Origin of the sequence: Sphingobium tyrosinilyticum (assembly GCF_042654265.1) — a bacterium.
GTDB classification, from domain to species: Bacteria; Pseudomonadota; Alphaproteobacteria; order Sphingomonadales; family Sphingomonadaceae; genus Sphingobium; species Sphingobium tyrosinilyticum.
This window is the reverse complement of sequence record NZ_JBHSFZ010000044.1, coordinates 15,790-42,087: the sequence shown is the minus strand read 5'-3', so window position 1 is coordinate 42,087 and position 26,298 is coordinate 15,790. Positions and strand designations below refer to the sequence as shown.

23 protein-coding genes are annotated in these 26,298 nt (G+C 63.1%); 9 read left to right on the top strand and 14 right to left on the bottom strand.

Going from position 1 to position 26,298, the window contains the following annotated elements; all coding sequences use genetic code 11:
* Positions 1–548: 548 nt before the first annotated feature.
* From ACFO3E_RS15485 to ACFO3E_RS15450, 8 genes are all read right to left on the bottom strand, one after another.
* Entirely contained in the window at positions 549–1,754 is a 1,206-nt protein-coding gene (locus ACFO3E_RS15485; RefSeq protein WP_380805911.1) for an LLM class flavin-dependent oxidoreductase, read from the bottom strand.
* Positions 1,755–1,859: 105 nt separating this feature from the next.
* Entirely contained in the window at positions 1,860–4,145 is a 2,286-nt protein-coding gene (locus ACFO3E_RS15480) for a TonB-dependent receptor (RefSeq protein WP_380805908.1), read from the bottom strand.
* A 325-nt stretch (positions 4,146–4,470) separates the two neighbouring features.
* Positions 4,471–5,604 (bottom strand): helix-turn-helix transcriptional regulator, encoded by a 1,134-nt coding sequence (locus tag ACFO3E_RS15475; protein WP_380805906.1) that lies wholly within the window; start codon positions 5,602–5,604, stop codon positions 4,471–4,473.
* Between the two features lie 94 nt (positions 5,605–5,698).
* Positions 5,699–6,430 (bottom strand): SDR family NAD(P)-dependent oxidoreductase, encoded by a 732-nt coding sequence (locus ACFO3E_RS15470; RefSeq protein ID WP_380805904.1) that lies wholly within the window; start codon positions 6,428–6,430, stop codon positions 5,699–5,701.
* A complete protein-coding gene (locus ACFO3E_RS15465) occupies positions 6,427–8,559 on the bottom strand; it encodes an oxidoreductase (RefSeq protein WP_380805901.1) in 2,133 nt (710 codons plus the stop codon). The genes ACFO3E_RS15470 and ACFO3E_RS15465 overlap by 4 nt, the downstream gene beginning before the upstream one ends.
* 132 nt (positions 8,560–8,691) lie before the next feature.
* Positions 8,692–9,465, bottom strand: coding sequence for an SDR family NAD(P)-dependent oxidoreductase (locus ACFO3E_RS15460; protein ID WP_066531619.1), 774 nt, complete (start codon positions 9,463–9,465; stop codon positions 8,692–8,694).
* 33 nt (positions 9,466–9,498) lie between these two features.
* A complete protein-coding gene (locus tag ACFO3E_RS15455) occupies positions 9,499–10,566 on the bottom strand; it encodes a Rieske 2Fe-2S domain-containing protein (protein ID WP_380805913.1) in 1,068 nt (355 codons plus the stop codon).
* A gap of 67 nt (positions 10,567–10,633) precedes the next feature.
* Positions 10,634–11,086, bottom strand: a complete 453-nt coding sequence (locus ACFO3E_RS15450; protein WP_380805899.1) for a nuclear transport factor 2 family protein — start codon at positions 11,084–11,086, stop codon at positions 10,634–10,636.
* 116 nt (positions 11,087–11,202) lie between these two features.
* Between ACFO3E_RS15450 and ACFO3E_RS15445 the strand changes: the two genes are divergently transcribed.
* Positions 11,203–12,060, top strand: coding sequence for an SDR family NAD(P)-dependent oxidoreductase (locus ACFO3E_RS15445; protein WP_066530124.1), 858 nt, complete (start codon positions 11,203–11,205; stop codon positions 12,058–12,060).
* Positions 12,061–12,081: 21 nt separating this feature from the next.
* Here the strand turns inward: ACFO3E_RS15445 and ACFO3E_RS15440 are convergent, their stop codons facing one another.
* The 6 genes from ACFO3E_RS15440 to ACFO3E_RS15415 are packed head-to-tail and all read right to left on the bottom strand — an operon-like array spanning position 12,082 to position 18,181.
* Positions 12,082–13,749 (bottom strand): FAD-dependent oxidoreductase, encoded by a 1,668-nt coding sequence (locus tag ACFO3E_RS15440; protein ID WP_380805896.1) that lies wholly within the window; start codon positions 13,747–13,749, stop codon positions 12,082–12,084.
* A gap of 5 nt (positions 13,750–13,754) precedes the next feature.
* Positions 13,755–14,795 carry a zinc-dependent alcohol dehydrogenase gene (locus ACFO3E_RS15435; protein ID WP_380805894.1) on the bottom strand — a complete coding sequence of 347 codons (1,041 nt, stop codon included), beginning with the start codon at positions 14,793–14,795 and terminating at the stop codon, positions 13,755–13,757.
* Positions 14,796–14,806: 11 nt separating this feature from the next.
* Positions 14,807–15,595, bottom strand: coding sequence for an SDR family oxidoreductase (locus tag ACFO3E_RS15430; RefSeq protein WP_066530133.1), 789 nt, complete (start codon positions 15,593–15,595; stop codon positions 14,807–14,809).
* Positions 15,592–16,887, bottom strand: a complete 1,296-nt coding sequence (locus ACFO3E_RS15425) for an MFS transporter (protein ID WP_380805891.1) — start codon at positions 16,885–16,887, stop codon at positions 15,592–15,594. The genes ACFO3E_RS15430 and ACFO3E_RS15425 overlap by 4 nt, the downstream gene beginning before the upstream one ends.
* The gene (locus tag ACFO3E_RS15420) at positions 16,887–17,393 is read right to left on the bottom strand and encodes an SRPBCC domain-containing protein (protein WP_066530138.1); all 507 of its coding nucleotides are present in this window, start codon (positions 17,391–17,393) and stop codon (positions 16,887–16,889) included. The genes ACFO3E_RS15425 and ACFO3E_RS15420 overlap by 1 nt, the downstream gene beginning before the upstream one ends.
* 17 nt (positions 17,394–17,410) lie before the next feature.
* Complete coding sequence (locus ACFO3E_RS15415; RefSeq protein WP_066531624.1) at positions 17,411–18,181, bottom strand: SDR family NAD(P)-dependent oxidoreductase; 771 nt, start codon at positions 18,179–18,181, stop codon at positions 17,411–17,413.
* 209 nt (positions 18,182–18,390) lie between these two features.
* Between ACFO3E_RS15415 and ACFO3E_RS15410 the strand changes: the two genes are divergently transcribed.
* The 8 genes from ACFO3E_RS15410 to ACFO3E_RS15375 all read left to right on the top strand — a co-directional run bounded on the left by ACFO3E_RS15410 (position 18,391) and on the right by ACFO3E_RS15375 (position 25,569).
* Positions 18,391–19,863, top strand: a complete 1,473-nt coding sequence (locus ACFO3E_RS15410; RefSeq protein WP_380805888.1) for a flavin-containing monooxygenase — start codon at positions 18,391–18,393, stop codon at positions 19,861–19,863.
* A 37-nt stretch (positions 19,864–19,900) separates the two neighbouring features.
* Positions 19,901–21,070: a sulfotransferase family protein gene (locus tag ACFO3E_RS15405; protein WP_380805885.1), complete on the top strand. Its 1,170-nt coding sequence runs from the start codon at positions 19,901–19,903 to the stop codon at positions 21,068–21,070.
* 31 nt (positions 21,071–21,101) lie between these two features.
* Positions 21,102–21,566: a nuclear transport factor 2 family protein gene (locus ACFO3E_RS15400; RefSeq protein ID WP_380805883.1), complete on the top strand. Its 465-nt coding sequence runs from the start codon at positions 21,102–21,104 to the stop codon at positions 21,564–21,566.
* Positions 21,567–21,581: 15 nt separating this feature from the next.
* Positions 21,582–22,328, top strand: a complete 747-nt coding sequence (locus ACFO3E_RS15395; RefSeq protein WP_380805880.1) for an SDR family NAD(P)-dependent oxidoreductase — start codon at positions 21,582–21,584, stop codon at positions 22,326–22,328.
* Positions 22,329–22,403: 75 nt separating this feature from the next.
* Positions 22,404–22,844 carry a nuclear transport factor 2 family protein gene (locus ACFO3E_RS15390; RefSeq protein WP_380805878.1) on the top strand — a complete coding sequence of 147 codons (441 nt, stop codon included), beginning with the start codon at positions 22,404–22,406 and terminating at the stop codon, positions 22,842–22,844.
* A complete protein-coding gene (locus tag ACFO3E_RS15385) occupies positions 22,837–23,289 on the top strand; it encodes a nuclear transport factor 2 family protein (RefSeq protein ID WP_380805876.1) in 453 nt (150 codons plus the stop codon). The genes ACFO3E_RS15390 and ACFO3E_RS15385 overlap by 8 nt, the downstream gene beginning before the upstream one ends.
* A gap of 10 nt (positions 23,290–23,299) precedes the next feature.
* Positions 23,300–23,839 carry a nuclear transport factor 2 family protein gene (locus ACFO3E_RS15380; RefSeq protein WP_380805873.1) on the top strand — a complete coding sequence of 180 codons (540 nt, stop codon included), beginning with the start codon at positions 23,300–23,302 and terminating at the stop codon, positions 23,837–23,839.
* 152 nt (positions 23,840–23,991) lie between these two features.
* A complete protein-coding gene (locus tag ACFO3E_RS15375; protein WP_380805871.1) occupies positions 23,992–25,569 on the top strand; it encodes a class I adenylate-forming enzyme family protein in 1,578 nt (525 codons plus the stop codon).
* Positions 25,570–26,298 lie beyond the last annotated feature (729 nt).

Below are 26,298 nucleotides of genomic sequence, written 5' to 3'. Positions count from 1 at the left end.
GTGGCCACCAGATGGGCCGCCGGGGGTGGGGCCTCGGCCCCACCCCCGGCAACGCCGTCATCTACACCGGGAAATTACACCATCACCGCGGACGCTAGCATGCTCGCTCAGCCTCATCAAATGGCTTGAGCTCCAAGGTGAATCCTTGAAGGATTACACCTTTTCCCAGCCGCACCGAACACGCGACCCACATCAGCACAAGGCAATATGCCCGCCTTGTTCACGAAGGGGTCACAGAAATTGCCTTTCTAAGCGAGGATTATGGCAACCATTCCCTGCGGCGAACCAAGGCGTTTATCATATACCAAGCCGCCGGCAATCTCCGCGCTCTCCAGATCATGCGGGGGTATACGAAAATAGAAAAGCACGGTCAGATTTCGGGGTGGATGTTGAGGGCGCCCGTTGGCAGGTCACAGAAATCTGACTGCTTGGCTCCTCTTCTTAGTGGGGAACCAGACCCTGTGCTGTGTCGGTAGACCAGAGACTTTCCGTATTTCCACTTTTGCCATCAGTCCCAAGCGCGACTGGATCTTCGTTGCTCCCTTGCATCATTCACCCAGTGATAGCCCGGGGTCCGCAGCGAAGTTTTCAAATTCCCCGACGGGCTGGCCGGTCTGCGCTGCATGCTTGTCAAAGGCACGCTTCGTCGCGCTCTGAATAACGTCGATGAAGCCGTCGCGATTTTCTCGCGCCCAGTCGAAGGATTTCTGGCGATTACGATTGTCTCCGTTGATCGCAGGCAGCACATAACGCATCATCATTTCCATCGACTGCTTCTTGTCGTCCTGCGACGACCAATTCTTGTCGAGCATGAGGATGCAGCCGAAATCCGGAACTTTTTCTTCAAGCCTGCGAATTTGCGCAATCGCGTCGTCGGGTGTGCCCACCACGATCTCATTGGCTTCTAGCAGATCCTCCAGCGACTTGTGCGCCGGTGATTCCTCGAGCTGCTCGGATTGGTTCTTGATGTAGAGACGCCATTTTTCGTACCCCTGCCGCACTTGGTCCATGGCCTTGTCTCGCGTTTCGGCAATGTGGATGTCGGTTGCGCAACGGATGGAGGCTGGCGACAGGGTCGTGCCGAGCTTCGCGGCCGTATCGCGCGCGATCTTCCAGTTGTTGGTCAGCGCATCGTAGCCGCCATGCATGGTCGAGGCGAGGCACAGCATGCCGGCGTGGTATTTCGCCGCCAAATTGCCGCCATTGGGAGAGAAGGTGCTGGCGACGCATATTTCAAGATCAGGATTGTAAGGCAGCAGTTGCGCATGAGCGTCGCGAAGGTCGTACCAGCCCTCATATGTCTCGCTGATCCACTCGCCGGACAGAAGGCGTGTGATGAGCGACAGGCCCTGGTCCAACTTGTCGCGCGACTCCCGCGCATCGAGCCCCAGCATATGCGCATCGCTTACCAGCAGACCGGGCCCCGCACCGAAGATCAGCCGGCCGAAGGTCAGGTGGTCCAGCTGGGCGATGCGGTTCGCCGTCATCAGCGGGTTGTGATAGGGCAGAGAGATGACGCCTGTGCCCAGCTTGATCCGCTTCGTGCGTTGGGCGGCCGCTGCGATCATCAGTTCAGGAGACGCGCTCAATTCATAGGCGCCGCTATGATGTTCGCCGTACCAGAATTCGGCAAAGCCGATCTCGTCGGCGAACTCGGCTAATGCAAGGTCGCGTTCAAGCGCCAGAGTGGGGCTTTCATCCAGAGGATGGAAAGGCGCCAGGAACATGCCGGCGCGTAGAGGGACCTTTCTCATGCTTCTCCTTTCATGGGGTAAGGGCGGCAGTCACGTTGCCGGGCAGGGCGCTCATGTCCGGCAGCCATGAGAAGGTGAACCCAAGGCCGCCGGATGATCCATGCGTCAGAACTGGAGGCCGAAATCCACCCCATAGGTGCGTGGTTGCTGGAAGGTGCCCACGGCCCAGGTATCGAAGACGGGGAACAGGAATTCGGGCTTGTCGGAGTTGTTGAGATTCTTGCCCCACAGCGAGATGCGGCCTTTAAGGCTGCCGAGCGGGATTTCGGCGAACGTCATCCGGGCGCCGATTTCCCAGCTTGACGGTATGACGAGCGCGCGGTCCAGCACGGCATCGCCGCTGCCAAGGCAGCCTTCTGTGGGAGACTGGAGCGCGCCGATCGGGCATTGGAGCCGGTAATGCTTGCCTTCATATTGGCCGTCGATCCGGAAGCTCAAAGTCGTGCCGTCCGGGAAGGCCGCCGCTTCATATTGCGCGGCGAGATAGCCGGTGTGCCGCGGCTGGTAGGTTCGCACCGGGGTCGCGGCCGGATTGGAGGTCTCCGCCTTCGGGTTCACGTCGGTGAAGCCATAGTTGGCCGTCAGCGTCAGGCCATCCACGGGTATGACCGTCGTTTCCAGCTCGATACCGCGCGCCCGTTCGGTGCCGGTGTTGAGCAGGATGTTGCCGCCCTGGTTCGGGTCGAACCCGGTGACCTGGAGCGCCTTCCGATCCGCCTGGAACAGCGCCAGGTTGACGCGGACGCGACGGTTCAGGAATTCCGACTTGAGCCCCAGTTCATAGGATTTGATCGTCTCCGGCTCGAACTCGGCACCGTGGAAGATGCCCCCCGACACGAAGCCGGTGGTGAATTTTGCATAGACGCTGTTGTTGGGTGCGAACTGGTAGCGGACGGACGCGTCATAATCGAAGCGTCCCTGCTTGGCGCTGAAGCTGCCGCGCGGCACCGTTGGCGTGCGCGGCGCGGCGAGGAGGTCATTTTCGGTGCGGTCATCATAGGAATAGCGCGTGCCGCCGCTGATCTCCAGGCCGTCGGCGACGCGAACGTCGACATGGGCATAGGCGGCGTAGGATTTATTGAGGACGCGCAGCAGATCACCGCCGGCAAGATAGCTGTCGGGGTTAACGATAGGGATCGGCTGCCCCGGTTGGCTGACCAGGCCAAAGATTACCGGGCTGTTGAGGAACGCCTTTTCCCGATAGTAGAACAGGCCGCCGACGAAATCGACCGCGCTGGTGTGGCCGAGCAGCTGCAACTCATGCGACCATTGCCGCTGCTTGGCATAGCGCACGGCCGCAAGCGCCTGGAAATCACCGCCGGTGCCGCCATAGGGATCGACGAGCGCGTTGCCGTCCAGGTCAGAGGAGCTGTTGACGGTGAAGCCGCGCAGCGCGCCGATATATTTGACTGTCAGCATGTCATTGAGGTCATAGACCGCCGTCAGGCTGTGTCCCCAGGTCTTCTGCGTAGCTGGTGCAAGGCCATCGATGGGCACGCTGGATAGACGCTTGAGGCTCTCGACCGCCGTGCCGCCCAGCGCCGACTGGTTCGGGAAGTTGGTGATCCCGCCGAAGGCCGCCCCGCCGTTCAGCAACTGCATCGCATCCAGCGTCGTCACTAAGTCGGCATAGTCGAAGCGATAATCTACCGTCAGGTTGTCGATGCCGCTGTATCGCACGGCGACGAAGACAGACTCATTGTTGTTTGCGCCGAAATTGTCGGCGCTGGTCTTCGGACCGAAGGGTTCGGGAAAGAGGTAGGTGCGGCGCGGCCCGGAATTTTTGACATATCCGGTATTTTCATCATGCGCGTAGGTAATGCGCGCGGCTAAGCCGTTCCATTCAGGCGTGTTGACCGTAATACGGGCTCGACGGCGCTGATAATTGCCGATCGTCGCATCGGCGATCACGCCGAACTTGCCCGTAGGCGCGGCCGTCACGAAGCTGATCGCGCCGCCAGTCGAGTTGCGGCCGAACAAGGTGCCCTGCGGGCCTCGCAGCACTTCGATGCGCTCGATATCCGACAGATCGAAGGCGGAGTTGCCCGGCCGGCCGAGATAAACGCCATCGACGTAGAGCGCGACCCCGGAATCGATCTGGAAATTGATGGACCCGGAAGACACGCCGCGGATGTTGAACTGTGGCGCGGTCGGTGAACCTGCCTGTTTTTGAATGACGACATTGGGCGCGGTCTTACCGACATCCTGGAAGCTTTCGATCTGCAGGTCGGCGATCAGCGCGGCGTCCATCGCGGTCACGGCGGTGGGAACATCCTGAAGGCTTTCCGCACGCTTGCGCGCCGTGACGACGATGTCCGTCAGGCCGCTGTCGCCGCGCTCCGCCGACTGATCGGCGGCAGGCGCTTCCTGGGCATAAACGGTGCCCGTCATGAGAGCCGCGGACCCGACACAGGAAAGTAGCGCATAATAGGAAATACGAGACACGATATTCCTCCCCACCAGTTAGCGCGCCGGACGAATGGCGCGATCGTTCAGCGCGTTGAAGGGAGATGGTGCGGCTCGCCGGGGCGGCACGCGCGGCCTCCGTCGCCGGCGGCAATCGATGGCGCCGGTCGTCGGATAGGCCACGAGAACCTGGCTTGCTCGCCCGTCCTCTCCTCGCTCGCGTCTGCTTGTGCAGATCGTCGAAGCGGAGATTGGCGCACCTGATGAGGCTGCGACACCTCCAAATCAATTAGGTCAAAACAAGGGGAAATCAGCCGCCACGCTGCAGCGTCAGCTCCGGCAGGCTGGTATGGATGAGATGGACCAGCTGGGACTGCCGTGCCACGCCCGTCTTTGCGAAGATGGAGCGCAGATGCGCGCGCACCGTGTTCTCCGCGATGCCCAGCCGATGCGCGGTATCGATCACCGAAACGCCATTCGCGAGGGAAGCGGAGATCGCGGCTTCAGTGGGCGTGAAATTGAACAGCTTGCGCACGGCATCGCTCGTGACGACGCATTGGCGTTCTGGATCGCCCAGGAACAGGGCGATCGCGGGCGCGCTGCCGGTGTGCATGAAGCCGGGTATCTGCACCGGCTGCACGACAATGCCGATGTCGCGGTGACCGGAGGGACGCTCCGCCAGGAAGACGGAGCGTCCGCTCGTGCCGCTTGCGGAAACCGCTTCCTTCAACCGCCTGCGAAATTCCGCGTCGCGGGCCGGATTGGACAGGGCGACGCGGCCTCCGACCAGTTTGATCCCGTCTCCATCGGCCAGGATCGATGCGGCAACCTCGTTCATCTTAAGCACCTTGAGATGATGGTCGAGGATCACTGTGCCCACCGCGAACTGCTCGATCGCGCCGATCATCACGGCTTGTTCGGAGCGCGAGGTCTCCAGCCGCTGATAGAGTTCGATCGCTTGGCGCAGATGTGGCACGATCTCCTCAACACGGCGAGTTTCCTCCCGGTCGAACGGTTCGCCTCCCGGTGCGCGGGTAAGGCGCAGGCGCGCTTCGTAGCCGCCGCTCATGCGCAGATCGACGCCCAACACATGGGAGCCGTCCATCGTCTCCACCCATTCCTTGTAATAGGTCGTATTCTTAAGCGCCGCTTCCCCCACATATTCATAGAGGGTCACAACCTTGCCTTCAGGCAGCCCGACAAAAGGGTCTATTTCGAGATAACGGTCGAGATAGCGCTGGATCGATTCGCTTGTCGCGGTCGGCGTGATCATCGTCGTCAGTGAAGGATCAGGCGGCGTCAGGATCAACGTGCCATAGCGCGCATGGGTCTGGTCCCGCAGGATCAGCAGGAAGTCGCGCCAGGGATCGTCGCTCAGCAGCGATGTGTTCAGGGATAGTAGTAGGCGGGAAAATTCCGCAAGCCTGCCTGCCTCATCGGTCATTCCAGCGCCTCTCCCGCTCGGGTCCTTCTGGACCTTGGGAAGCATGGTAGAGGCTTGCATGCGGCTTGCCAATCGAAGAGGTCGGAGGCGTCGATCAGGCTTCGGCGATCATGTAGCCGCCGCTTGCCACAAGACATTCCCCTGTGATGAAACGGGCGGCCGAGCTGGCGAGGAAGAGCGTCGGGCCGGCGATATCCTCGGGCGTGCCCCAGCGGCCGAGCGCCATCCGCTGCGCAGTGGCCGGACCATAGGCCGGATCGTCGGCATAGCGCTCCGTCATGCGGGTGCGGACCGGGCCCGGCGCGACCGCGTTGATCCGCACGCCCTTGGCGCCCCATTGCTGCGCCAGCGACTTGGTGAGCAGCAGGAGCCCGGCCTTGGCGGCACTGTAGCCTGGAAAGATGGAATTGCCGAAGATCGCCATCATCGAGGCGATCGTCACCACCGCCCCACCGCCGTCATGGTCGCTCTGCGCGAGCAGAGGGAGGCAGGCGGTCGTCAGTGCATGGACGCCCTTCAGATTGGCATCGATCGCGGCGTCGAAGTCCTCCGGCACGGCCGTTCCGCCCGCATTGTTCACCAGAATGTCGAGCTTATCGAGTTCGCGCGCCAGAGCGTGGATGCTGTCGCGATCGTGAAGGCGCAGGGGTAGATAGTCGGCACCGGGCGGTATCAATTCCGGCTCAACGGTGTCGCGCGTGCCGGTGATGATGACCCGTGCTCCCGCTTGGAGGAAAGCGGTAGCGATGCCCGCACCGATGCCGCTGCTACCGCCGGTGACGAGCACATGGCTTCCTGTAAAGTCGAACATTGCCTCTCCCTTCATCCAATCGCGATTGCGGCATCGGCCGCATCCTGCATCGCGCCTTCGATATAGCCGACACCATTGGCGTCGCCTATGCTGCGGACCGGGAAGCCTGCATCGCGCAACATGTCGGCAAGGCGGTGGTCCCCCTGCGCGCCCTTCGCGATGATAACCTGGTCGGCCGCGATCGTACGACGCTGGCCAAAATTGTTGAGATAGCTGACGGTGCTTTCGCCGATGGCAATGTCGGCGACGCCGGGCAGCAGCTTGACGTCCAGATGCTTGAGTTCGTCGAGCACACGCCAGCGGCGCACCACCTGGAGCCCCGCGCCCATGCGCTGGGCCTCGTCCACCACCACGACGCGGCGGCCACGATTGGCGAGGAATTCGGCAAGTTCGAGCCCAACCAGCTCGCCGCCGATGATGACGACCTGCTTTCCGAACGGCATCCAATATTGGCTGGCCGTCCGGATGAACCCGGGGTGAGCGGTCAGTCCCGTGACCTTGCCCGCACGCATCATCAGCCGCGTCTTGCCGTCGATCTTGCCGTCCAGCTTATCAAGGTCCTGCGCCAGCATCAGGCTACGCATTTCATCGCCGCTGAACACATTGTCCCGATCCGCGCCGGGGATGGGCGGCAGTTCGCGCCGCGCGCCAGTCGCCACCACCACTTCGTCGGGAGCGATCTGGCGCAGCAGGTCGGGCGTGGCGCGGGTGTTGAGCCGCAGGCTGATGTTCGCATGGCCGCGCACCTCGCGCTTCAGCCAGTCCACTATGCCCTGATTGGGCGCATAGGCGATGGAGGCGAAGCGCGCTGTGCCGCCAAGCCCGCCTGTCGCCTCGATCAGGGTAACACGATGGCCGCGCTCCGCCAGCCGCCGCGCCGCCTCCATGCCGGCAGGACCACCGCCGATCACGGCGATATGGCGCGCACGATCGGCGCGATGGAGGGCGCGCTCCCGTTCGAACCCCGTCTCGGGATTGACGGCGCATTTGACCGGACGGCTGAAGAAGATCTGGCTGATGCAGGTATAGCAATAGACGCAGGGACGCACCGCTTCGCGCTTGCCCGCGGCGAGCTTGTTGGGCAGCTCCGGGTCCGCGAGCAACTTGCGCCCCATGGTCACGAAGTCGAGCTTGCCGTCCGCAATGAAGAGGTCGGCATCCGCCGGTTCGATCCGGCCGGGACAGATGACAGGCACGTCCACCCGTGCCTTGATCCGTGCCGCCGCCTCGACGAAGCCGTTGCGGATGTCGGTGGCATGTCCGGTCGAATAGGTAAGGCCCCGTCCGGGATGCCCGTCGGCGGACACATGGATGGCGTCCGCGCCTGCCTCCTGCGCAAGCCGCGCGGTGGTGGCCGCGTCCTCCACGGTGATGCCGCCGTCGATCAGGAAATGCTGGCTGTCGAGGCGCGGCCAGATCGGCATGTCGGGGCCCACGGCGGCCCGGATGCCGCGGATGATCTCGCACAAGAGGCGCGACCGGTTTTCGATCGAACCGCCATATTCGTCGGTACGCTGGTTGATCAGCGGATTAAGGAAGGACGATATGAGATAGCCGTGGCCGGCATGGATCTCCACGGCATCGACACCGGCGCGTTTGGCCCGTTCGGCGGCGCTGGCGAACATCTGCACAAGATGTTCGACATCCTGCGCCGTCATTACCTTGTAATTAGGCTCACCCATCGCCGCGAAGGGCGCAGTGAAGATCGCCAGCTCATCTTCTAGGAAGCCATCCATCATGTCGCCGTCGCTCTTTCCCACGGCGGGAATGGAGGGGGTCCAGATCGGCCGTCCCGCGCGCATGTCGTTCATGGCAACGAGGCCGGCATGCTGGAGCTGCATCGCGAGCTTTGCGCCATGGGCATGGACCGCATCGGCCAACGCCCGGACGCCGGGCACGTGCCGTTCGTCCGAAATCGCCTCGTTGCGCCAGTTGCCTGATCCCTCGGGATATCCGATCGATACCGAACCCATGATGATGAGTGCCGCCCCGCCCTTGGCCCGCGCCTCATAATAGGCGCGCAGCCGGTCGCCCGAAATGCCATCATCGTCGGCCAGGTTCGATCCCATCGGCGTCATGAAGATGCGGTTGCGCAGCGGCATCGCGCCAATGCGCCCGGGTGCCAGCAGATGGCGGTACGACATGACTATCCTCTCTCTTGCGCCAGCTCGAATGGCGGGCGTCGATCGCAGGTGATGGCGGCGTGGCCGAAGTGCCGCGCCCTCCGTTGCACTTCGCCCCGGCCGTTCTGCGCGCGGCCGGGGCGTCCGGGGGACTTAAATGCCGTAGCCGCCCGAGACGTTGATCTGCTGGCCTGTGACATAGGCCGCGCGGCTCGACGCCAGGAATACGGCAGCGTGACCGATCTCCTCCGGCTGGCCCCAACGCTTAAGCGCCAGCCCTTTCTGGACCTCGGCCACCCATTCAGGGCCGAACACGCCCTGACGGGTGAGTTCGAGGAACATGCCCGCTTCGATCACGCCGACCAGGACGCTGTTCGCACGGATATTGTGGCGGCCTTCCTCCTTAGCGATGCCGCGCACGAGCGATTCATTGCTGGCCTTGGGCGCGACGGACAGACCGTCCTTGTCGGGCCAGCGCATGTGGCCGGCCGAGCCGAGCGTCACGAAGGAGCCGCCGCCCTGCGCACGGAAGTGCGGCAGCGCCGCCTGCACCGTGTTGAAGAAGCCGTGCACTTCGGTATCGATCGCACGACGCCATTGTTCGTGCGTCGTTTCACTCAGCATGACCTGATCGACGAGCGGGCCGGCGCCCCATACCACGGTATGGACACGGCCATGGGCGGCGACCGCCGCCTCGAACGCCGCCTCCACCTGCGCCGGGTCGCGCACGTCGGCGCCGTGGACGGACGCCTTGCGTCCCAGCCCCTCGACTTCGCGGGCGAGCGTTTCCGCAGCTTCGACCTTGGAATGAAAGCCGATCGCGACGTCCGATCCCGCCTCCGCGAAACATTGCACCACGCTGCGGCCGATGCCGCCGCTGCCGCCAAACACCAGGGCGGCGCCCGCCGGGAAGAGTGCCTTCTCCATCATTTTCATTTTCTCTCTTGTTTCAGATACCACTCAGGCGGCTGCATGTTCAGGACGTGTGTCGAAGGTCGTCACGCTTCCTTCGACCCGCCGCTGAAACTCGCCCGCACGAGCTCGGGGATTGTAGAATTGCCTGTACCAGATGCGCACTTTGTGCACCGGGCCGTCCGCCGGGATCTGGAGGGGATTGAAGCAGGCGCGTTTGTTGCCCCAGATTTCGAAATCCTGCGCCAGTGCGAGGCGCCCGGTTTCCGCATAGGCCTCGGCAGTGGCGATGTCCTGCGCACTCGGCGGCGTGTTCGCCGCCTGCGACATGAGCGCGTGCCATACCATCACTCTCCCATCCTCGACCGGCGTGTGACAGATCAGCATGAGCGAGGGGTAGGCGCCGGTGAGGCGGGACTGAAGGATGGCCGGGCCGGTGTACCAAGTGTCGGTTTCCAGCATGGCCTCACTGCCGACGAGCGTGCGATGCCCAGCGCCGAACTTCTGCCACAGGATGGTGCCTTCGAAGGCGTTGGTGAAGTAGGCGCAGTCGGTCGATCCGTGCACCGGCACCATGTGCGGCGCATCGGCCATATTATCGATGATCTCCTGCGGATGACAGTCGATCACCCCCAGATGATCGACTTTCCAGCGCACCCAGCTCGGATCGTCCCATTCCGCGAAGGGTGGCAGGTCAATATCAGGTTCCAGACCTTCGGGATCATGCCAGTACCAGATGATGCCTGCGCGCTCGACGATCGGATAGGTTTGCAGCCGCGCCGCCTTGGGCACGAAATCGGAATAGGGGATGTGGTCGCATGCGCCGTCCGGGCCGAAGCGCCAGCCGTGAAAGGGGCAGCGGATCGATTCGCCCTGCACCTGCTCGCCATCTTTGACGATGTAGGAGGTCACGTTTTTCGCCAGGTGCGCACCCATATGCGGGCAATAGGCATCGACCATGTGGGCCGTGCCGCTTTCACCCCGGTAAAGGACGAAATCCTGTCCAAAATAATGGACCGTGCTGGGCCTCGTCGTCACCTCGGCCGCCTCCGCGACCATGAACCAGCCGCGGGGGTAGGTAAATTCGCCCAGCCCATAATCTGCTGTGCGCGCCATCATCGCTCTCCTTCATCTGTTGCCACAAGGTGACGTGCCGGGCTGGCCCCCGATACGTCGAAATCAATTAGGCTGGCGCAGTGTGCGCGCCATTATCCTCGCTCCAGGACGCGCGTTCACCCAGCACCTGCGCCACCACCCTGGGATTTACATATTCGCGCCAGCGCGTGATCCTGCCATCGGCGAAATCGAGAATGCTGATGTAGCGGTTGGAATAGGGTTCGCCGGTCGGACGGTAGCGGCTGTGCGAGCTATATTCGGCGATCAGCCGGGTGTCTTCCGCCAGATCGTGGATCACCTCAATCTTGTAGGCATAATCGTCAAAATCGCGCCAACTGGTCTCCATCGCCTGCAGGAACCAGCCGGCGCCGCGATGTTCGGTCGGGAAGCCGTCCATCACGGGGAAGGGCCATTCAAAGACGATGTCGTCGGCGAGGCAGCGTTCGACCGTGTCGAACTCCTTGCGCCCCAGCGCGGTCAGCATCGTTACGAAAAGATCCCGGTTTACATTGCTTGTCATGCTTTCTCTCCTTGGCCGTCAGGATAACGAAGGCGGGAAGAGCCCGATTACTCGATTTGGAGGACGCCGCGCGGCCGCTGGCCATTTTATGGTGAGGGAAAGAGAGGAGCCAAAACATGAGTGGCAGGAAAGTGGCAGTGGTGACCGGCGCCAGCCGTGGTGCGGGCAAGGGGATCGCGGTTGCACTGGGTGCGGCGGGCGCGACCGTTTACCTCACCGGCAGGTCGGTGAAGGAGGAAGGACTGCCCCTGCCCGGCACGATCGGAGCCACGGCGCGGGCGGTGGACGAGGCGGGCGGGCGCGGCATCGGCGTTGCGGTAGATCATCGCGACGATGCCGCGGTGGAGGCGCTGATGGCGCGGATCGCTGAGGAAGCCGGCCATATCGACCTATTGGTCCACAGCGCGACGGCCTTGTCCGATGATCTGGTGAGGCCCGGCCCCTTCTGGGACAAATCGGCGGACCTTGCCGACATATTCGATGTCGGGCTCCGCTCCGCTTATGTGGCGACGCGTGCGGCGGCGCCGCTGCTGCTTAAGGCGGAGGGCGCGCTGGTGGTCGCGATCTCCTCGCCCGGCGCGCATTGCTACATGCACGGTCCGGGCTATGGCGCCCAAAAGGCGGGACTGGACAAGATGATGTTCGATATGGCGCATGATTTCCGCCCCTTCGGCGTTGCCACCCTGTCGCTCTGGCCCGGTCCCATGCGCACCGAGCGGCTGGAGAAAGGGCGCGCGGAGCGGCCGGAAATCTATGGCGCCATCTATGACGCGGCGGAAACGCCCGAGTTGCAGGGCCGGGTCATCGACGCCGTTGCGCGCGACGCCGAGCGGATGGCGCTGTCGGGGCGCGCCTTCTACACGGCCGACCTTGCCGAGCGGTATGGCATCGTCGATTTGGACGGCAGGCGGCCGCCTTCCTTCGCGGCAATGCTGGGCGAGCCGCACCCGTTCCATCCGGCGGTCATCGAATGAAGGGGGCGGCGACCGGCGTCCTCAGTTGGCGCCGGTCGCATGCCGCGCAGCGATATAGCCGAAGGTCATGGCTGGCCCGATCGTCGATCCGGCGCCGGGATAGGAGCGCCCCGTCACCGACGCCGCGCTGTTGCCGATGGCATAGAGCCCCTCAATCGGGCGGCCCGCATCATCCAGCACCCGCGCCCAGGCATCAGTTGCGAGACCGCCATTGGTGCCAATGTCGCCCGCATTGACCGGCAGGGCGTAAAAGGGCGCTTTCTCCAGCGGCAGCAGGTTCGGATTGGGCGTCACCTTGGGATCGCCATAATAGCGGTCATAGGGTTGCTGCCCCCGACCGAAATCGGGATCCTCGCCCCGGCTCGCATGCGCGTTGAAACGGGTGACGCTGTCCTCCAGCACGTCCGGGTCGACGCCGATTTGTGGCGCCAGCTCCCGGATGCTGCGGGCCTTGCGCAGAATGCGCCGCACGGCCGCAGGATGCATCCAGGCCGGGATCATCGGCATCAGCGGACCCATCGGATATCGCCATTTGAACCGCGCATCGAGGATAACCCAAGCCTGCCCACCGCTCGCGTTGCGCATCGCTTCGCCCGCCTTGTGATAGGAGGCCGCCTCATTGAGGAAACGCAGGCCCCGGGCATCGACGATGATTGAGCCGGGCAATGACCGTTCGAAGAAGAGCGGTCGGGCACGATCCTCCTTGGGCACCTTGATCGTGGGCGCCCACCAGGCCGAATCCATCCGTCGCGTCGCGGCGCCCATCTGCTGCGCAGCACGGATCGCGTCGCCGGTATTACCGCCCTGACTGCCTGACCAAGCGGGATCCGGCGACCCGGTGAGGTGCCGGCCGCGCATGGCAGCATCACGCTCGAACCCTCCGGCCGCCAGGATGACGCCCTGACGAGCGCCAATTCGCCTGACGCCTGCAGGGGTACGCACTACTGCGCCCACCACCCGTTCATCCTCTTTGATCAGCGAGTCAAGCGCATGACAGTAGCGTATCTGCACATGGCGCGCGTCCAGCGAGAGCTTGAGCCGCGCGAGCAGGGCATTGCCGGAGGTGAGGAAACGGCTGCGCCTCGATCGCAACCGTTGGCCGATGTCGGAATAGTGCCGCCATAGCGCCCGGATCAGCATCTTCTGCCATCCGGGCATACGCGTGATCATGGGCGCAGCTTCGGCAGCCGTCCAGCTGATCCGGCCGAATAGCATGCCCGCCGGATGCGTGGGACGCAGCCGTGCGAGGTCATCGCCAAGCCGCCGCCCATCGATGGGCTGTGGATCGTGGCTGCGCCAGCCCATCTTTCCACCGGGGAGTTCGGCATGATAGTCGGTATAGGGGATGGAGGCGTAGCGCACCTCCGTCCGCTCCTCCATATAGGCGAGCATGCGCGGCGCATTATCGACGAAGGCGCGAATACGATCCGGCTCCGCGTCGACGCCCGCCAGCGCGTCGATATAGCGGGCCGCTTCGTCAGGGCTGTCGTCGGCGCCCGCCGCCTTGGCCAAATGGCTGGCCGGTATCCAGATCACGCCGCCCGATGTGGCCGAGGTTCCACCGAACTGATCGCTCTTCTCGATGACAGCGACCTTCGCATGATTGTCGGCAGCAACAATGGCGGCGGTGAGCGCCGCCGCGCCCGATCCCACGACCAGAAGGTCCATTTCCTCGTCAAATGCGTCCATTCCGCTCAGTTCCTGTCCATCGTCAGCATTACCTTGATCGCTTCGGGCGCGCATTGGGCGGCAAAAGCCTCCGGCGCCTGCGTGATGGGAAAGCGGTGGGAGACGAGCGCCGACCGATCGACCTTCCCTTCGGCCATCATCGCCAGCGCTTCGACCAGTTCTTCCGCCGCATAGCCGTTCGATCCCATGATCGTCGGCTGCTTCTGGATCACGGGGCCGAAGTCGATCGTCATGCGGTCCTCATAACCGCCGAAGCAGACAATCCGCCCGCCATTAAGGTCGATGAGGCGCAGCGCCGTTTCCAGCGGCGGCAGGCCCGGCATATGCTTGATATAGCCGGCGCAATCGAAGACGGCGCCGATCCGCGCCGATATACCCTGATAGCCTTCTTCGGTGCCGGTGATCGCCGCCACCTGATCGAATACGTCACCGTCGCGTGCGTTGACTGCCGCGGTCGCGCCATGCGCGCGCGCGGCGTCCAGCCTCGCCTGATGGACATCGATCGCGATCACATGTCCGGTTTCGATGCCGCGCGCGCGAATGGCCTGGATGACGCTGAGCCCGATGATGCCGACCCCAAACACGGCGACATTTTCGCCCGGCTGGATCGTCGCTTTGCGCACCATCTGCAGGCCGTCGGCGAGCTGCTCGGTCGTCGCAGCCTCGATCATGTCGACACCGTCGGGCACGGGCACGAGCTGGAAAGGGTTAACAGGCACGGCGACATAATCGGCCATGCCGCCGCCAAAGCCGGTGACCCCGACGACGCGGTCGCCCACAGCCCATCCCTCCACGCCGGCTCCGACCGCCGCGATCGTGCCGGCGAACTCATGGCCGGGGACATGATAGCCCTCCGGCGTCGCGCGGACGAGCTGGTCACGATAGGCGCCGTTGCGGAACATGTGCAGGTCCGACCCGCAAATGCCGCAGGCGGCGACCGCGACGATCACCTCTCCCGGTTCGGGTGAAGGTCGGGTCGCGTCGCCGCGGGCGGCGACCTGTCCCGGATCGACGAAGTCGGCAACGCGCATGGTGGTTCCTTCCATCTCGCTTCTCCTCAACCGGGCATGAATTCGCCGCCATTGATGTCGAGGCTTGCGCCCGTCACCACGGAACAATAGTCCGAAAGCAGCATGATGATTGGGCGCGCGCATTCCCGATCGGTCGGCATGCGGCCAAGCGCGATGGTCTTTTCCTGGGCAGCCTTCAGCTCGGCGACGCTCTGCCCGCTTTCCTTAGCCATATAGTCAAGCGCCTGCTCGACCGAATGGCCCCACATCCACCCCATGAAGGTGGAGTTGACCCGGATGTTCCAGCGGCCGACCTCGGTCGCCATCTGCACCGTCGCCATGGCGAGCGCTGCCTTGGACGTCGCATAGGCCGCCTGCTGAACCCACGGCTTGCGCGTCACCTGCGTGTTGACGTTGACGATGGAACCGCCGCCACTCTCACGCATCTGGCGGATGACCGACTGGCACAGGCCCACCGTGCCGAACAGGTTGACGTCGAACGTCCGCCGCCATTCGTCGAGATCGGCATCGACCACATCGGTGAACGCGCCGGGAATGTAGGCGCTGTTGATGAGCCCATCGATGCGGCCGAAGCGGTCCATGGTCGCGCCGACCAGCCGCTCCACATCATCCCGTTTGGAAATGTCGGTCGGCACCTTGAGGACGCCCACATCCTGTCCGGCCTGGCGGATCATGGCTTCCGCCGCATCGAGCTTTTCGGGCGTGCGCGCCGCGAGCACGACATGCGCGCCTTCCGCCGCCGCAAGAGACGAGAGTTCCTGGCCCAGGCCAGGGCCAATGCCGGAAACGATAACAACCTTGTCTTTGAGAATCACGTTCGTCTCTCCGTCGTTGACGATAGGATGGGGACTTGCCGCTCCAGGAGTAGGAAGATGGCGGCGGCGAAGGCAAAGCCGCCGATCTGCAGCGCGATCGGCGTCCAATAACTGCCGGTCGCGTCGAACAAGGCGCTGGCGAGCGGGGCGGCGCCGAAAGTGAAGGGCACCGTAAACATCGTGACCAGCCCCATCACCTGCGCGAAGTTGCGTGGGCCGAACAGGCGGGTCAGCAGCACGCCCTGCGCCGCGGCGATGCCGCCGCCGCATGCGCCGACCACGACCGCATCCACCACCAACAGCCAATAGGGCGCGGGCTGAAGAAAGATGAACCAGACCAGCCCCTGCACGACGCTGTTCGCCGCCAGCGCGTGACCTGGCCCCAGGCGGTCGGCGAGCCAGCCAAATGCGATCGCTCCCAGAACGCCGGTGCCGCCGGAAACGGCGAATAGGAAGGAAGCCTCCTCCAGGCTCCAGCCCTGGCCCATGACGAGCGGCACCATATGCGCGGCCTTGAGCACGCCGCCGCCAACCACGATGCCCACCGCGACGGTGAGGAGCCACAGGGAAGGATTGGTGAGCAGTGCCTTCCAAGGCAGCATCTGCCGTGTCTCGATCCGCGCGATGGCATCTTCATGGCCGAGGGGATGCTGGCCGATCTGTTCCGGCCGGTCGATGACAAAGGGCATGAGCGGGAGAACGAGCAGATGGGCGATGCCAATCCCGATCAGCACCCTATCCAGCCCGAAATGGTGCAGCGCCCAGGCGCTGATCATCGGCACCAGCATGACGAACACCGGCATGGTGACGAAACCCAGGGCCCGCCCCTGGTGTCGGATGAACCAGTTGCTGGCAAGGATGTTCGACGGCAACACGCCGAGCAACAGGAAGCCGGGCGAGATCAGCAGCGCGAAGATGGCGAGGAACTGGCCGATGCTGCCCGCCAGCGGCAGCAGGCAGTAGCCGGCCGCGCCCAGCAACGCGCCGATGGTCAACACCCGGCGGATCGACGTCCGCGCCAGGAGCGGACTAATGAGCGGCGCGCTCAGCGAATAGAGGAGGATGACAAGCGAGATGCCCAGTGCGGACAGGGTCCGGGTGGTGGCGAACCGCTGTTCGATGGCGAGGACGAGCGTGCCGAATGACCCGAAGGTCAGGCCGACCGCGACATTCTGCGTCACCGCCGCGATCGCAACCATGCGCCATCCCAGGAAGCCGCGCTCGACTTTCGGGGTGGGAGGTCTCTGGCGGATGGACATGGCCCTGGGCTCGCTTAAAATCCGTCCCGCCATCAGCGCCCCATCCTTTGAGCATGGAGCGCTTCCGCGTGCGCTTTAAGCGCATAGGCGGTGTCGTCGAAGGCGCGCTTGACCCAGGGGCCGCAGAACCGCATGACGTGGACGCCATTCTCGCCCAAAAACGCGTCCGTGGACCAGTAGCGGCAGTGGCCGCCCGCCACCGGCTCGACAAACTGGTCGCGGCGTGCGGCATAGGGCCAGTCCTCATGCCAGCGCGCTTCCCATGCGAGGCGCCGCTCAGGCTCGAAGGCGCAGACATATTCGCATCCCTGCAGCAGCGCACCGGGATTGGGGTAGTTGACCAGACTCATGAAGACCGGCGCGCCCATCTCCAGCGTGGAACTGGCCTTCACGCAGAAGGGATTCCATTCGCCATAGCGGTCGAGGTCGGTGAGAATTTCCCATACGAGGGTAGGCGACGCTTCGATGACGACCGTTTCGGACGTAACGACGTTGGCAGGGTCGTAGCTGGTTTTCTGGTCCACGGTGGTATCCGACATGATCTGGGTTCTCCGGTTCACTGATCTTCGGGAGCGGGAGGAAATGCCGACAGCAACGCCGCGTCGACGAGTTGCGCCTGGCCGTTGATGGCCGCGGCGGCTGGGCTGAGCAAGAACAGCGCCGTTTCCGCCACCATTTGCGGGCTCAATTCACCGCGATAGGCGGGGGTGCCCAGCTGGCTCGGGTCCTGGACGCTATCCTGCTGCTCCGCTCCGATCATGGGCGTCGCCACCGGTCCGGGGCAGATCGCGTTGACCCTGAGCCCCCGGCTTGCAAACTCGCGCGCAGCAGCGCGAACGAGGCCAACGACGCCGTGCTTTGCGGCGGTGTAGCCTGCCGCGTCCGAGAAGCCGGTGAGCGCGGCCGCGGAAGCGGTAACCACCGCTGCCCCGCCCAGCCGCAGCCTCCTATGGGCCTGCCTCAGGCCAAGATAGGGGCCGCGCAGGTTGATCGCGATCATGCGATCAAATTCGGCGATGCTCATGCGGTCGAATGGCCCGTAGTTCTGGATCGCACCCGCGTTGAGAAAAGCGAGGTCGAGGCCGCCCAATGCGCTTTCCGCCTCGTCGAAGAAGCGCTCATTGTCCGCCTCCAGCGACACGTCGCCCGCGATCGCCACAGCCCTGCCACCCCGCGCGGTGATGAGAGCTGCAATGCGCTCCGCGTCGCCCTTGCGGATATCGACGATGGCAAGACGGCATCCTTCGACCGCCAGTCGCAATGCGGCAGAGGCGCCGATACCTGATCCGCCTCCGGTCACAAGCGCGGACTTCCCCGCAAGGCTCATGCAATCCTCTCCATCTGCGTCGGTCGCTCGCCGATCGCCGATCGCAACATGGCGGACCTGATTCGCCCGCGCCTCGTCGAAACAGATGAGGAGGAACCGATAGAAGATCTTTCCCCCTAATCGATTTGGAGGTGGAAAGCGCGACGATTTCGGACCAGCCATGGCGGATCACGTCAGCGCCGGGAAGGCGCGGGAAGGCTCTGGAGAGAATGGCAGGCACTGAACTTGAACCCCGCGACCGGCTGCGGTGCGTCATCATCGGCGCGGGAATGGCCGGCCTGCTCGCCGGCATTCGCCTGAAGGAAAAGGGCGACCAGTTCGTCATCTACGAAAAGGGTGACAAGGTTGGCGGCACATGGCGGGAAAATCGCTATCCTGGCCTAACCTGCGACGTGCCGGCGCATGCCTATACCTACAGCTTTGCGCCCAATCCGGAATGGTCGCAATTTTACGCGCCGGGCCCGGAAATCCAGCATTACTTCGAACGCATCGCGGACGATTACGGCATCCGGGAGCATATCCGATTCGGCGCCGAGGTCGCGGCCTGTCGCTATTTTGAGGGCCTTTGGCACATCACGCTGTCCGATGGGTCCACCGACGTCGCGGACGTGGTGATCGCCGCCACCGGCGTGCTGCACCATCCGCGGACGCCCGACATTCCCGGCCTCGACAGCTTCGCCGGCGACTGTTTTCACAGCACGCGCTGGGACGACACGGTTCCGCTTGACGGCCGCCGCATCGGCGTGATCGGCAACGGATCCACAGGCGTCCAGATCGTATCCGCCCTGTCGGAACGCGCGTCCCGCCTCGTCCACTTCCAGCGTTCCCCGCAATGGATCATGCCGGTCCAAAACTTCATCTATTCCGAGACGGATCGGCATGCTTTCCGATCCGATGTCTCCAATATCGACGCGATCCGCTTCGGCCAGGATTATTGGGGCGGCATCCGTCGGTTCAACGCGGCAATCATCGACGCGGACTCACCCGAAATGGCGGAGATCGAGGCGATCGTGCTGCGCAATCTTGAGGAAAGCGTGACCGATCCCGAGCTGCGTGAGAAGCTGCGGCCCAGCTATCGCGCGGCGTGCAAACGGCTGATCTACTCCCCAAACTATTACGCCGCCGTACAGCGACCCAATGTCTTCATCGAAACCGGCCCGATCGAGCGGGTGGAGCCGGAGGGCGTGCGCATGCGAGACGGCACTCTGCATGCGCTGGACCTGCTCGTACTTGCCACGGGATTTCATGCTGACAGGTTTGTGCGGCCGATGATCATGACCGGTCGCGACGGGGCCGACCTGAATCAGGCGTGGGCGGTCCGCCCGACAGCCTATTACGCGATTACCATTCCCGATTTTCCGAACCTGTTCTTGCTGAACGGCCCGACCGCGCCGGTTGGCAATTTCTCCTTGATCGACATCGCCGAACGGCAATGGGCTTATATCGACCAGCTGCTCGATCTGCTGCGGCAGGGGCAGTGCAGCGCCGTCGCGGCAAGCCACGATGCGCTGGCCGATTATGAGGAACGGCGCATCACCGCCGCACGGCACACGATCTTCGGCTCGGGCTGCACGAGCTGGTATCTCGATGCGCACGGCGTGCCCCTGACCTGGCCATGGAGCTACGACCGTTTCGCCGAGGCGATGGCCGCGCCCAAGCTCAGCGATTTTGAACTGGCGTGACGGATCGCGCCGTCTGCCCGCGTGCCGGGAGAGCATAATGGAGATTTTTGTGGATGACACGCCGACTCTGGCGAAGGATGCGCTGCTTGCCACCGCCCGCGGGCGCTCCGGCCTCGGGGATTTCGGGGACATGTGGTTCATCGAGCCGATGGACCGCTACCTAGAGTCTCTGCGTAGCGAAGCGCGGCTGACCGACGCCGGCGCGGCCGCGCAGCGGGAAGTGATGGTGAAGGGCCTCGTCAGCCGGCTGCGCCTGATCGACGACCTCAAACGTCATCCAGGGATATTGGACGAGAAGGTGGAGGTCGCCGGCATCATCCTGGGCCTGCCTCGTACCGGCAGCACCATCTTCCACCGGCTGCTCGCCAGCACCCCGGGGATGACGGCAATCCGTTGGTGGGAGGGACAAAATTATGCCCCTTTCCCCGGCGAGGAACGCGGCAGCCCCGTCGAACGGCGCGCGGCCGCGCAGGTGATGTTGGACGGCTGGCTGAGCGTTGCGCCCGGTCTCATGTCCATTCATCCGCTCGACATCGACGGCCCCGACGAAGAGATCATCATCCTGGGGCAGATGTTCGTCAGCACCATGCTCGAGGGCATGGCCTTCGTTCCCACCTTCGCGGACTGGCTGAGCGGCTATGACCAGTCATGCGGCCATCGCGACCTCATCGTCGTACTGCAATATCTGCAATGGCAGGACCCGTCCCGCGCCGGCCGCAAATGGATCCTGAAAAGCCCGTCCAACCTGCCCTTCGCCGAGGTCGCCGCCAGCGCCTTTCCAGACGCGCAGCTGATCATGACCCATCGTGATCCCATGCAGGTGGTGCCATCCTATATCAGCATGATGGCATCGCTCTACGGCATGTCGGCGGAAGTGCCGGACGAACTGGTCGGCCGCTTCTGGATCGAGCGGCTCGACGAATGGCTGCGTGCCTTCGAGGTCGCTAGAAACCGGATAGGCGAGGACCGGTTTATCGACATCGATTATCGCCAAGTCGCCCGTGAGCCGCTTGTGCAGGCCAAGCGGGCGCTTGCCCGCTTCGGGATTAGCGACACGCCGGAGGCGGAAGCCGCGCTGACCGAGTTCCTCGCAGGCAATGGCCGGGAACAGCGTCCTGCGCACGACTATTCGCTTGAGCGCTACGGCCTCACAGCTGAAGAGGTCGAAGCGCGCTTTGCCGCCTATCGCGCCCGCTATCTCGCCTGATGGCGGCGCGCCCAGAACCGGAGAAATGATCATGACTGGCGAGGACTATATCGCAATCCAGAACCTGCTCTTCTCTTACCCCTATTTGCTGGATTCCGGGGATTTTGACGGAGTGGGCGAGCTGTTTCGCGATGCGACCGTCTACAGCGGCGGCGCGCTGATGGCGGAGAAGGATCCGCTCGCCGTCGCGGCGGCGTTCCGCGACTGGGTGATCACCTATGCCGATGGCACGCCGCGCACCCGCCATTTCCTGGCCAACGTCATCATCCGCCCGGAGGGACCCGGCCGGGCCGTCGTCAGCTCCTATGTCATGGTGTTTCAGCAGACCGATGCGCTCGCGCTGCAACCGGTCATTGGCGGTGACTATCGCGACGTGGTGGAAAAGGTGGATGGCGAATGGCGCTTCGTCGAGCGACGGATGGCCAACGACCTCGTCGGGAACCTGACCTGCCACGGCCGCGACCTTGGGACCATCAAGCCCAGCCGGGCAAACTGACGGAAAGAGAAGAAAATGCGCTATCGTGAGAAGATCGTGATCGTCACCGGCGCCGCCTCGGGTATCGGCAAGGCAACCGCCCAGCGTCTGGCCCAAGAAGGCGCGACGTTGGTGCTGGGCGACCTCAACGAGGATGGAGCGCGGGCCGTCGCGGACATGCTGGACGCGCCGACGAAGCCCGTCGTGATTGGCTTCGACGCGGGCGATCCCGCTTCTTGCCGCGGCTTCATATCCGCCGCCGCGGAGGCTGTCGGGCGCATCGACATGCTGTGCAACATTGCCGGGATCATGGACTGGGGACCGCTCGCGCAGTTCGGCGAAGAGCGCTGGGAACGGATGATGCGCGTCAACCTGTCGAGCATCTTCTACGTCTGCCAGGCCGCGATGCCGCATCTCGTGCAGACTAAGGGCAATATCGTCAACATCAGCTCGGCCGCGGGCCTCGTAGGCATCGCCTATACTACGGCATATTGCGCAGCCAAGCATGGCGTCATCGGCCTGACCAAGTCGCTCGCAATCGAATTTGCGAGTGCGGGGGTGCGGGTTAACGCCATCTGCCCCACAGGCGTCAAAACGCCGATGAGCACGGGCGTCCTCCCAGAAGGCGTCGATGTCGCGCTGCTGATGCGCAACGCGTCGAAGATGGGCGATCTGATCGAAGCGGAGGAGGTGGCAGGCGCCATTGCCTATCTTGGGTCGGAGGACGCCCGCACCGTGAGCGGCATCGCTCTGCCTGTCGATGGCGCGCAGACTGCCGGATGAGTTTGACTAGTCGGAATCGAGGAGGCACCGCGCCCATTGGCCCGGCATTTTCCAATAAAAAATAAGGAGAGGATCATGACCGCTACACCCGATCAAGTACGCAAGACTCTGCAGGACTATATTCGCGCTTGGACCACTAAGGACAAGCCGCTGCTCTTATCGTTGTTCGCCGAGGACGCGGTGCTGGAGGATCCAGTAGGCACGCCGCCGTTCCGCGGCCATGCGGGCATCGGCAAATTCTGGGATTTCGCGCTATCTGACCCGTCGCGGCAGATAACGCCGCGTCTGGAGGAGATCCGTGCCTGCGGTAATCAGGGTATATTGCGCTTCACCATGGAAGTGCGCCTGCCTGACGAAGGTAAGGGTCTTGACCTGTCGATCATCGAGCATGCCGAACTGGACGACGCGGGCAAACTCAAACGCCTGCGGGCGTTCTGGGACGAAAGCTCGATCGGCTGCCCGGATGGTTGGGAACTGTTCGTGCCCAATATCGCGGACGCCTACGACAATGCCTGACCATAGCGGAACGGCGCAAGCCAAGGCGATCGCATGCTCTTTCTTCGAACTTTTGAACGAGGGCCGGGTAAACGATGCCATGGCGGTACTCGACGACACGGGCAGTTGGTGGAACGTCGGCCCGCGTACCGCCGTGCCGATGACCACCTTCAAACTCTCGGGTCGGGAGATCATGCGGATGATGCCAATGCGCTTCGTCCTGCACGGCGTCATCGCGGAGGGCGACACCGTGTTGATCGAGACGGAGAGCATTTCCCCCAAGCCGGGCGGAGGGACGTACAACAACCGCTACTGCTATGTGCTCGTCGTGCAGGACGGCCGCATCCTGCACGTGCGTGAATATCCCGACACGAAATATGCAGCCGAAATGCTGCCGCCCGAAGCATGGGCGTATGAAAAGGGTTCGTGGGAAAAGCACTACGGTACTTATTGGCACAAGGATTGAGGAGACCGTCATGAACTACCCCTATAAGGAAGTAGAAGCGTCGATTATCCGGCTGAAGGATGCGTTCGTCGAGGCGGAGAAACGCAATAGCTGGGCGTGGATCGCCGATGAGCTGTATCATGAGGATTGCGTCTATATCTGCCCCTACGCCGGGGCCACACCCGTGGTGGCGGAGGGGCGCGAGGCAATCCGCCGTACCCATTATGGCCGCGACATGGACGTCGGCTCAGGCTGGGCCGGCTGGAGCTTCCCCATTTTGGACTGGGCGATCAACGGTGACCGCATCATCAGCTATTGGGTTAATCGCGGTCCCGGCAAGCGGCCCGACGGCAGCTATTATGAGACCAAAGGCGTGTCGTTCATCACCTATGGCGGCGATGGCAAGTTCTCCTCGCAATATGATCTGTTCGACCTCGCCCACCAGATGAAGCTGTGCGACGAGCTTGAGGAGGCCGGATTCCTCGACCTGCAACTCAAGCGCGACTGGGTGCTGCCGATGAAGCGCAAGCTGATAGACATGCTGCAGGTCAACATGCCTCCTGCCGAATGACTTGGGGAAGCTGAGGTCGGGGTATGACGTCTTCGGAACATGACGGGCAGCCAAGCCGCGCTGGCGGCTGCGCCAGAGAACGTCCGTGGCTGGGATGCTATCCCGACAATCTCCCGGCCACTTTATCTCCGGGCCATGGCGACATGCTCTCGATGTTCCAAAGCGCAGTGGCTGGATCATCCGACCAGGAGGCGATCCGTTATTTTGACGCTTCGCTGAGCTACGGGGAACTCGATATACTCAGCGGTGCCTTTGCTACGTGGCTCGCGGAGGTGGGAGTGCAGCGTGGCGCGCGGGTAGGGATCATTCTTCAAAATGTCCCACATCTGATCATCGCTATTCTCGCCGCATGGAAGCTGGGTGCAATTCCGGTTCCAGGAAACCCGATGTACACTTCGAGTGAACTGACCCGTATGTTCGCCGACTATGCTCCCGGCGAGTTGATCTGTCACGGAGAGCATCTGGCGACCGTCAGTCGTGCCCTCGACGATGCCGGACTTAGTTCCGTCCCTGTTGCTCACGCCTCGGCATATGATTGGCAGAGCCAGGACGACCAGCGGGTTTTGCCTCGACGCCCGATCGCACAGGATTCGCCAGATCGGCCGGATATGTTCGGCATCTGCGTCGAACGCCGAGGCGAGCGGCCCGTTGTGGAAGCGGCCAGAGGCGAGGACATCGGGCTGATACTCTACACCTCGGGCACGACTGGCGTTCCGAAGGGCGCTGTGATCAGCCATGGGGGCTTGGCCTTCAATTCTTTTACCAGCGCCTTGTGGATGGGCATCGACCCGGGCAGCCGCATATTGGGGCTTGCTCCGCTCTTCCACATCACCGGTTTCGTGCTGCATATGGGGGTGGCCTTTGCGACCGGTTGCTCGCTTGCGCTTCATTACCGGTTCGACGCCGCAGCCGTGCTGGATGTTATCCGCATTTATAGCCCCACATTCACGATAGGCGCCATCACCGCCTTCAACGCCCTGATGAACACCAAGGATGTGGATCGGGAGGATTTCGCCAGTTTCAAAAACGTCTTCTCCGGCGGCGCCCCCATTGCCCCGGCGTTGCGAGACGCTGTACAGGATCGACTGGGCGTCACGCTTCAGCCGGTTTACGGCATGACCGAGTCCACGGCCCCGACGCACATAGCGCCGATCGGAGTGGACGTACCTGTGGATCCGGACACCGGAGCGCTGGCGGTAGGCCTGCCAATCTCGTCTACCGAGGCGATGATCGCCGGCCCCGATGGCAAGCCGCTCTCGCCAGGAAATCCGGGTGAAATCTGGATGCGCGGCCCGCAGATGATGCAGTGCTATTGGAATAAGCCGGCAGAATCTGCGGAAACGATGAAAGAAGGATGGCTTCGCTCGGGAGATATCGGCGTAATGGACCAGCGCGGCTGGTTTTATGTTGTCGATCGCCAGAAAGACATGATCAACGCTTCGGGCTTCAAGGTTTGGCCGCGGGAGGTGGAGGATGTGCTTGTTGCGCATCCTGCCGTGAAAGAGGCCGCGGTTATTGGCGTTCCCGACCACTACCGGGGCGAAACTGTCCGTGCCTATATCTCCTTGAAGCAAGCCGCTGCGGTGGAGGAATCAGTGCTCATTCAACATTGTCGAGACGAGTTGGCGGCGTACAAGGTGCCGAAATCCGTCATCATACTTGAGGAACTTCCCAAGACGCCGACCGGAAAGATCCAGCGGGCTGCGCTCAGGGCCGAGGCGCGTAAATAATAGCCGCACATAGTTTCGCTCCCGTGGCGTAGCGCTCCTTGCAAAACGAGCCGATATCGCGTCGATCGTCTGTCGCCATACGCTTGCCCCGCATTGGTTAAACGATCGGGCAAGCACCCCCTGGGCCGACGCCATCGGTCACATCACGGCGGCTCCTGAAATACACCAGCGTCCCGCTCGACTGGAAAAGTCAGCGCGAGGCGCTCGGCTTTTAGCCTCTCTCTCAAAAACTGTGGACCACCTGAAAAGGCCTCGTGAGACGCGGGGCCTTTTTTGTGGGATTTGCGCGGAAAAGCACGTCTCTGCGGTCCACAGATTTCAAAGCAGAACGTGAAAGCGCGCAGAACCGCGCCATTCTGGGCTCGCTCCAGATAGCCGGGGGAACGTGCCTCGTCATGTCGGAATGTGTGGTTGGGGGGCAGGATTCGAACCTGCGCATGGCGGCATCAAAAAGCCGCTAAAACGGGTCGAACACATGGCCGCACCAACCAGCTGAGCAAAGTCTCCAAACCCTTACCAAGAGCCGTCCGCACAGGGTCGAACTGGTTGGTAAGCGATACTTATGAACGAGCAAAAACCATCGCGAAAGAGGTAAGCACGCGCGGACGTGCTGCTTGCGCTTAGCAGGACTTTCCAGCTATCCTTCGAGCCAAAAGGCCGGCACGGCGACCTAATGGAGGTCATGGATCACGAGACGAGGCGGCGCACATTCATGCGCCCGCGGGCGCT

Bases quoted from the DNA above. Each gene is read 5' to 3' on its own strand.
- ACFO3E_RS15405 (WP_380805885.1), top strand. From the start codon at position 19,901: ATGGAGATTTTTGTGGATGACACGCCGACTCTGGCGAAGGATGCGCTG.
- ACFO3E_RS15470 (WP_380805904.1), bottom strand. From the start codon at position 6,430: ATGAAGGGAGAGGCAATGTTCGACTTTACAGGAAGCCATGTGCTCGTC.
- ACFO3E_RS15460 (WP_066531619.1), bottom strand. From the start codon at position 9,465: ATGGAGAAGGCACTCTTCCCGGCGGGCGCCGCCCTGGTGTTTGGCGGC.
- ACFO3E_RS15375 (WP_380805871.1), top strand. From the start codon at position 23,992: ATGTTCCAAAGCGCAGTGGCTGGATCATCCGACCAGGAGGCGATCCGT.
- ACFO3E_RS15440 (WP_380805896.1), bottom strand. From the start codon at position 13,749: ATGGACGCATTTGACGAGGAAATGGACCTTCTGGTCGTGGGATCGGGC.
- ACFO3E_RS15410 (WP_380805888.1), top strand. From the start codon at position 18,391: ATGGCAGGCACTGAACTTGAACCCCGCGACCGGCTGCGGTGCGTCATC.
- ACFO3E_RS15400 (WP_380805883.1), top strand. From the start codon at position 21,102: ATGACTGGCGAGGACTATATCGCAATCCAGAACCTGCTCTTCTCTTAC.
- ACFO3E_RS15415 (WP_066531624.1), bottom strand. From the start codon at position 18,181: ATGAGCCTTGCGGGGAAGTCCGCGCTTGTGACCGGAGGCGGATCAGGT.
- ACFO3E_RS15480 (WP_380805908.1), bottom strand. From the start codon at position 4,145: ATGACGGGCACCGTTTATGCCCAGGAAGCGCCTGCCGCCGATCAGTCG.
- ACFO3E_RS15445 (WP_066530124.1), top strand. From the start codon at position 11,203: ATGAGTGGCAGGAAAGTGGCAGTGGTGACCGGCGCCAGCCGTGGTGCG.
- ACFO3E_RS15450 (WP_380805899.1), bottom strand. From the start codon at position 11,086: ATGACAAGCAATGTAAACCGGGATCTTTTCGTAACGATGCTGACCGCG.
- ACFO3E_RS15435 (WP_380805894.1), bottom strand. From the start codon at position 14,795: ATGGAAGGAACCACCATGCGCGTTGCCGACTTCGTCGATCCGGGACAG.
- ACFO3E_RS15465 (WP_380805901.1), bottom strand. From the start codon at position 8,559: ATGTCGTACCGCCATCTGCTGGCACCCGGGCGCATTGGCGCGATGCCG.
- ACFO3E_RS15485 (WP_380805911.1), bottom strand. From the start codon at position 1,754: ATGAGAAAGGTCCCTCTACGCGCCGGCATGTTCCTGGCGCCTTTCCAT.
- ACFO3E_RS15475 (WP_380805906.1), bottom strand. From the start codon at position 5,604: ATGACCGATGAGGCAGGCAGGCTTGCGGAATTTTCCCGCCTACTACTA.
- ACFO3E_RS15420 (WP_066530138.1), bottom strand. From the start codon at position 17,393: ATGTCGGATACCACCGTGGACCAGAAAACCAGCTACGACCCTGCCAAC.
- ACFO3E_RS15380 (WP_380805873.1), top strand. From the start codon at position 23,300: ATGAACTACCCCTATAAGGAAGTAGAAGCGTCGATTATCCGGCTGAAG.
- ACFO3E_RS15425 (WP_380805891.1), bottom strand. From the start codon at position 16,887: ATGGCGGGACGGATTTTAAGCGAGCCCAGGGCCATGTCCATCCGCCAG.
- ACFO3E_RS15395 (WP_380805880.1), top strand. From the start codon at position 21,582: ATGCGCTATCGTGAGAAGATCGTGATCGTCACCGGCGCCGCCTCGGGT.
- ACFO3E_RS15385 (WP_380805876.1), top strand. From the start codon at position 22,837: ATGCCTGACCATAGCGGAACGGCGCAAGCCAAGGCGATCGCATGCTCT.
- ACFO3E_RS15390 (WP_380805878.1), top strand. From the start codon at position 22,404: ATGACCGCTACACCCGATCAAGTACGCAAGACTCTGCAGGACTATATT.
- ACFO3E_RS15455 (WP_380805913.1), bottom strand. From the start codon at position 10,566: ATGGCGCGCACAGCAGATTATGGGCTGGGCGAATTTACCTACCCCCGC.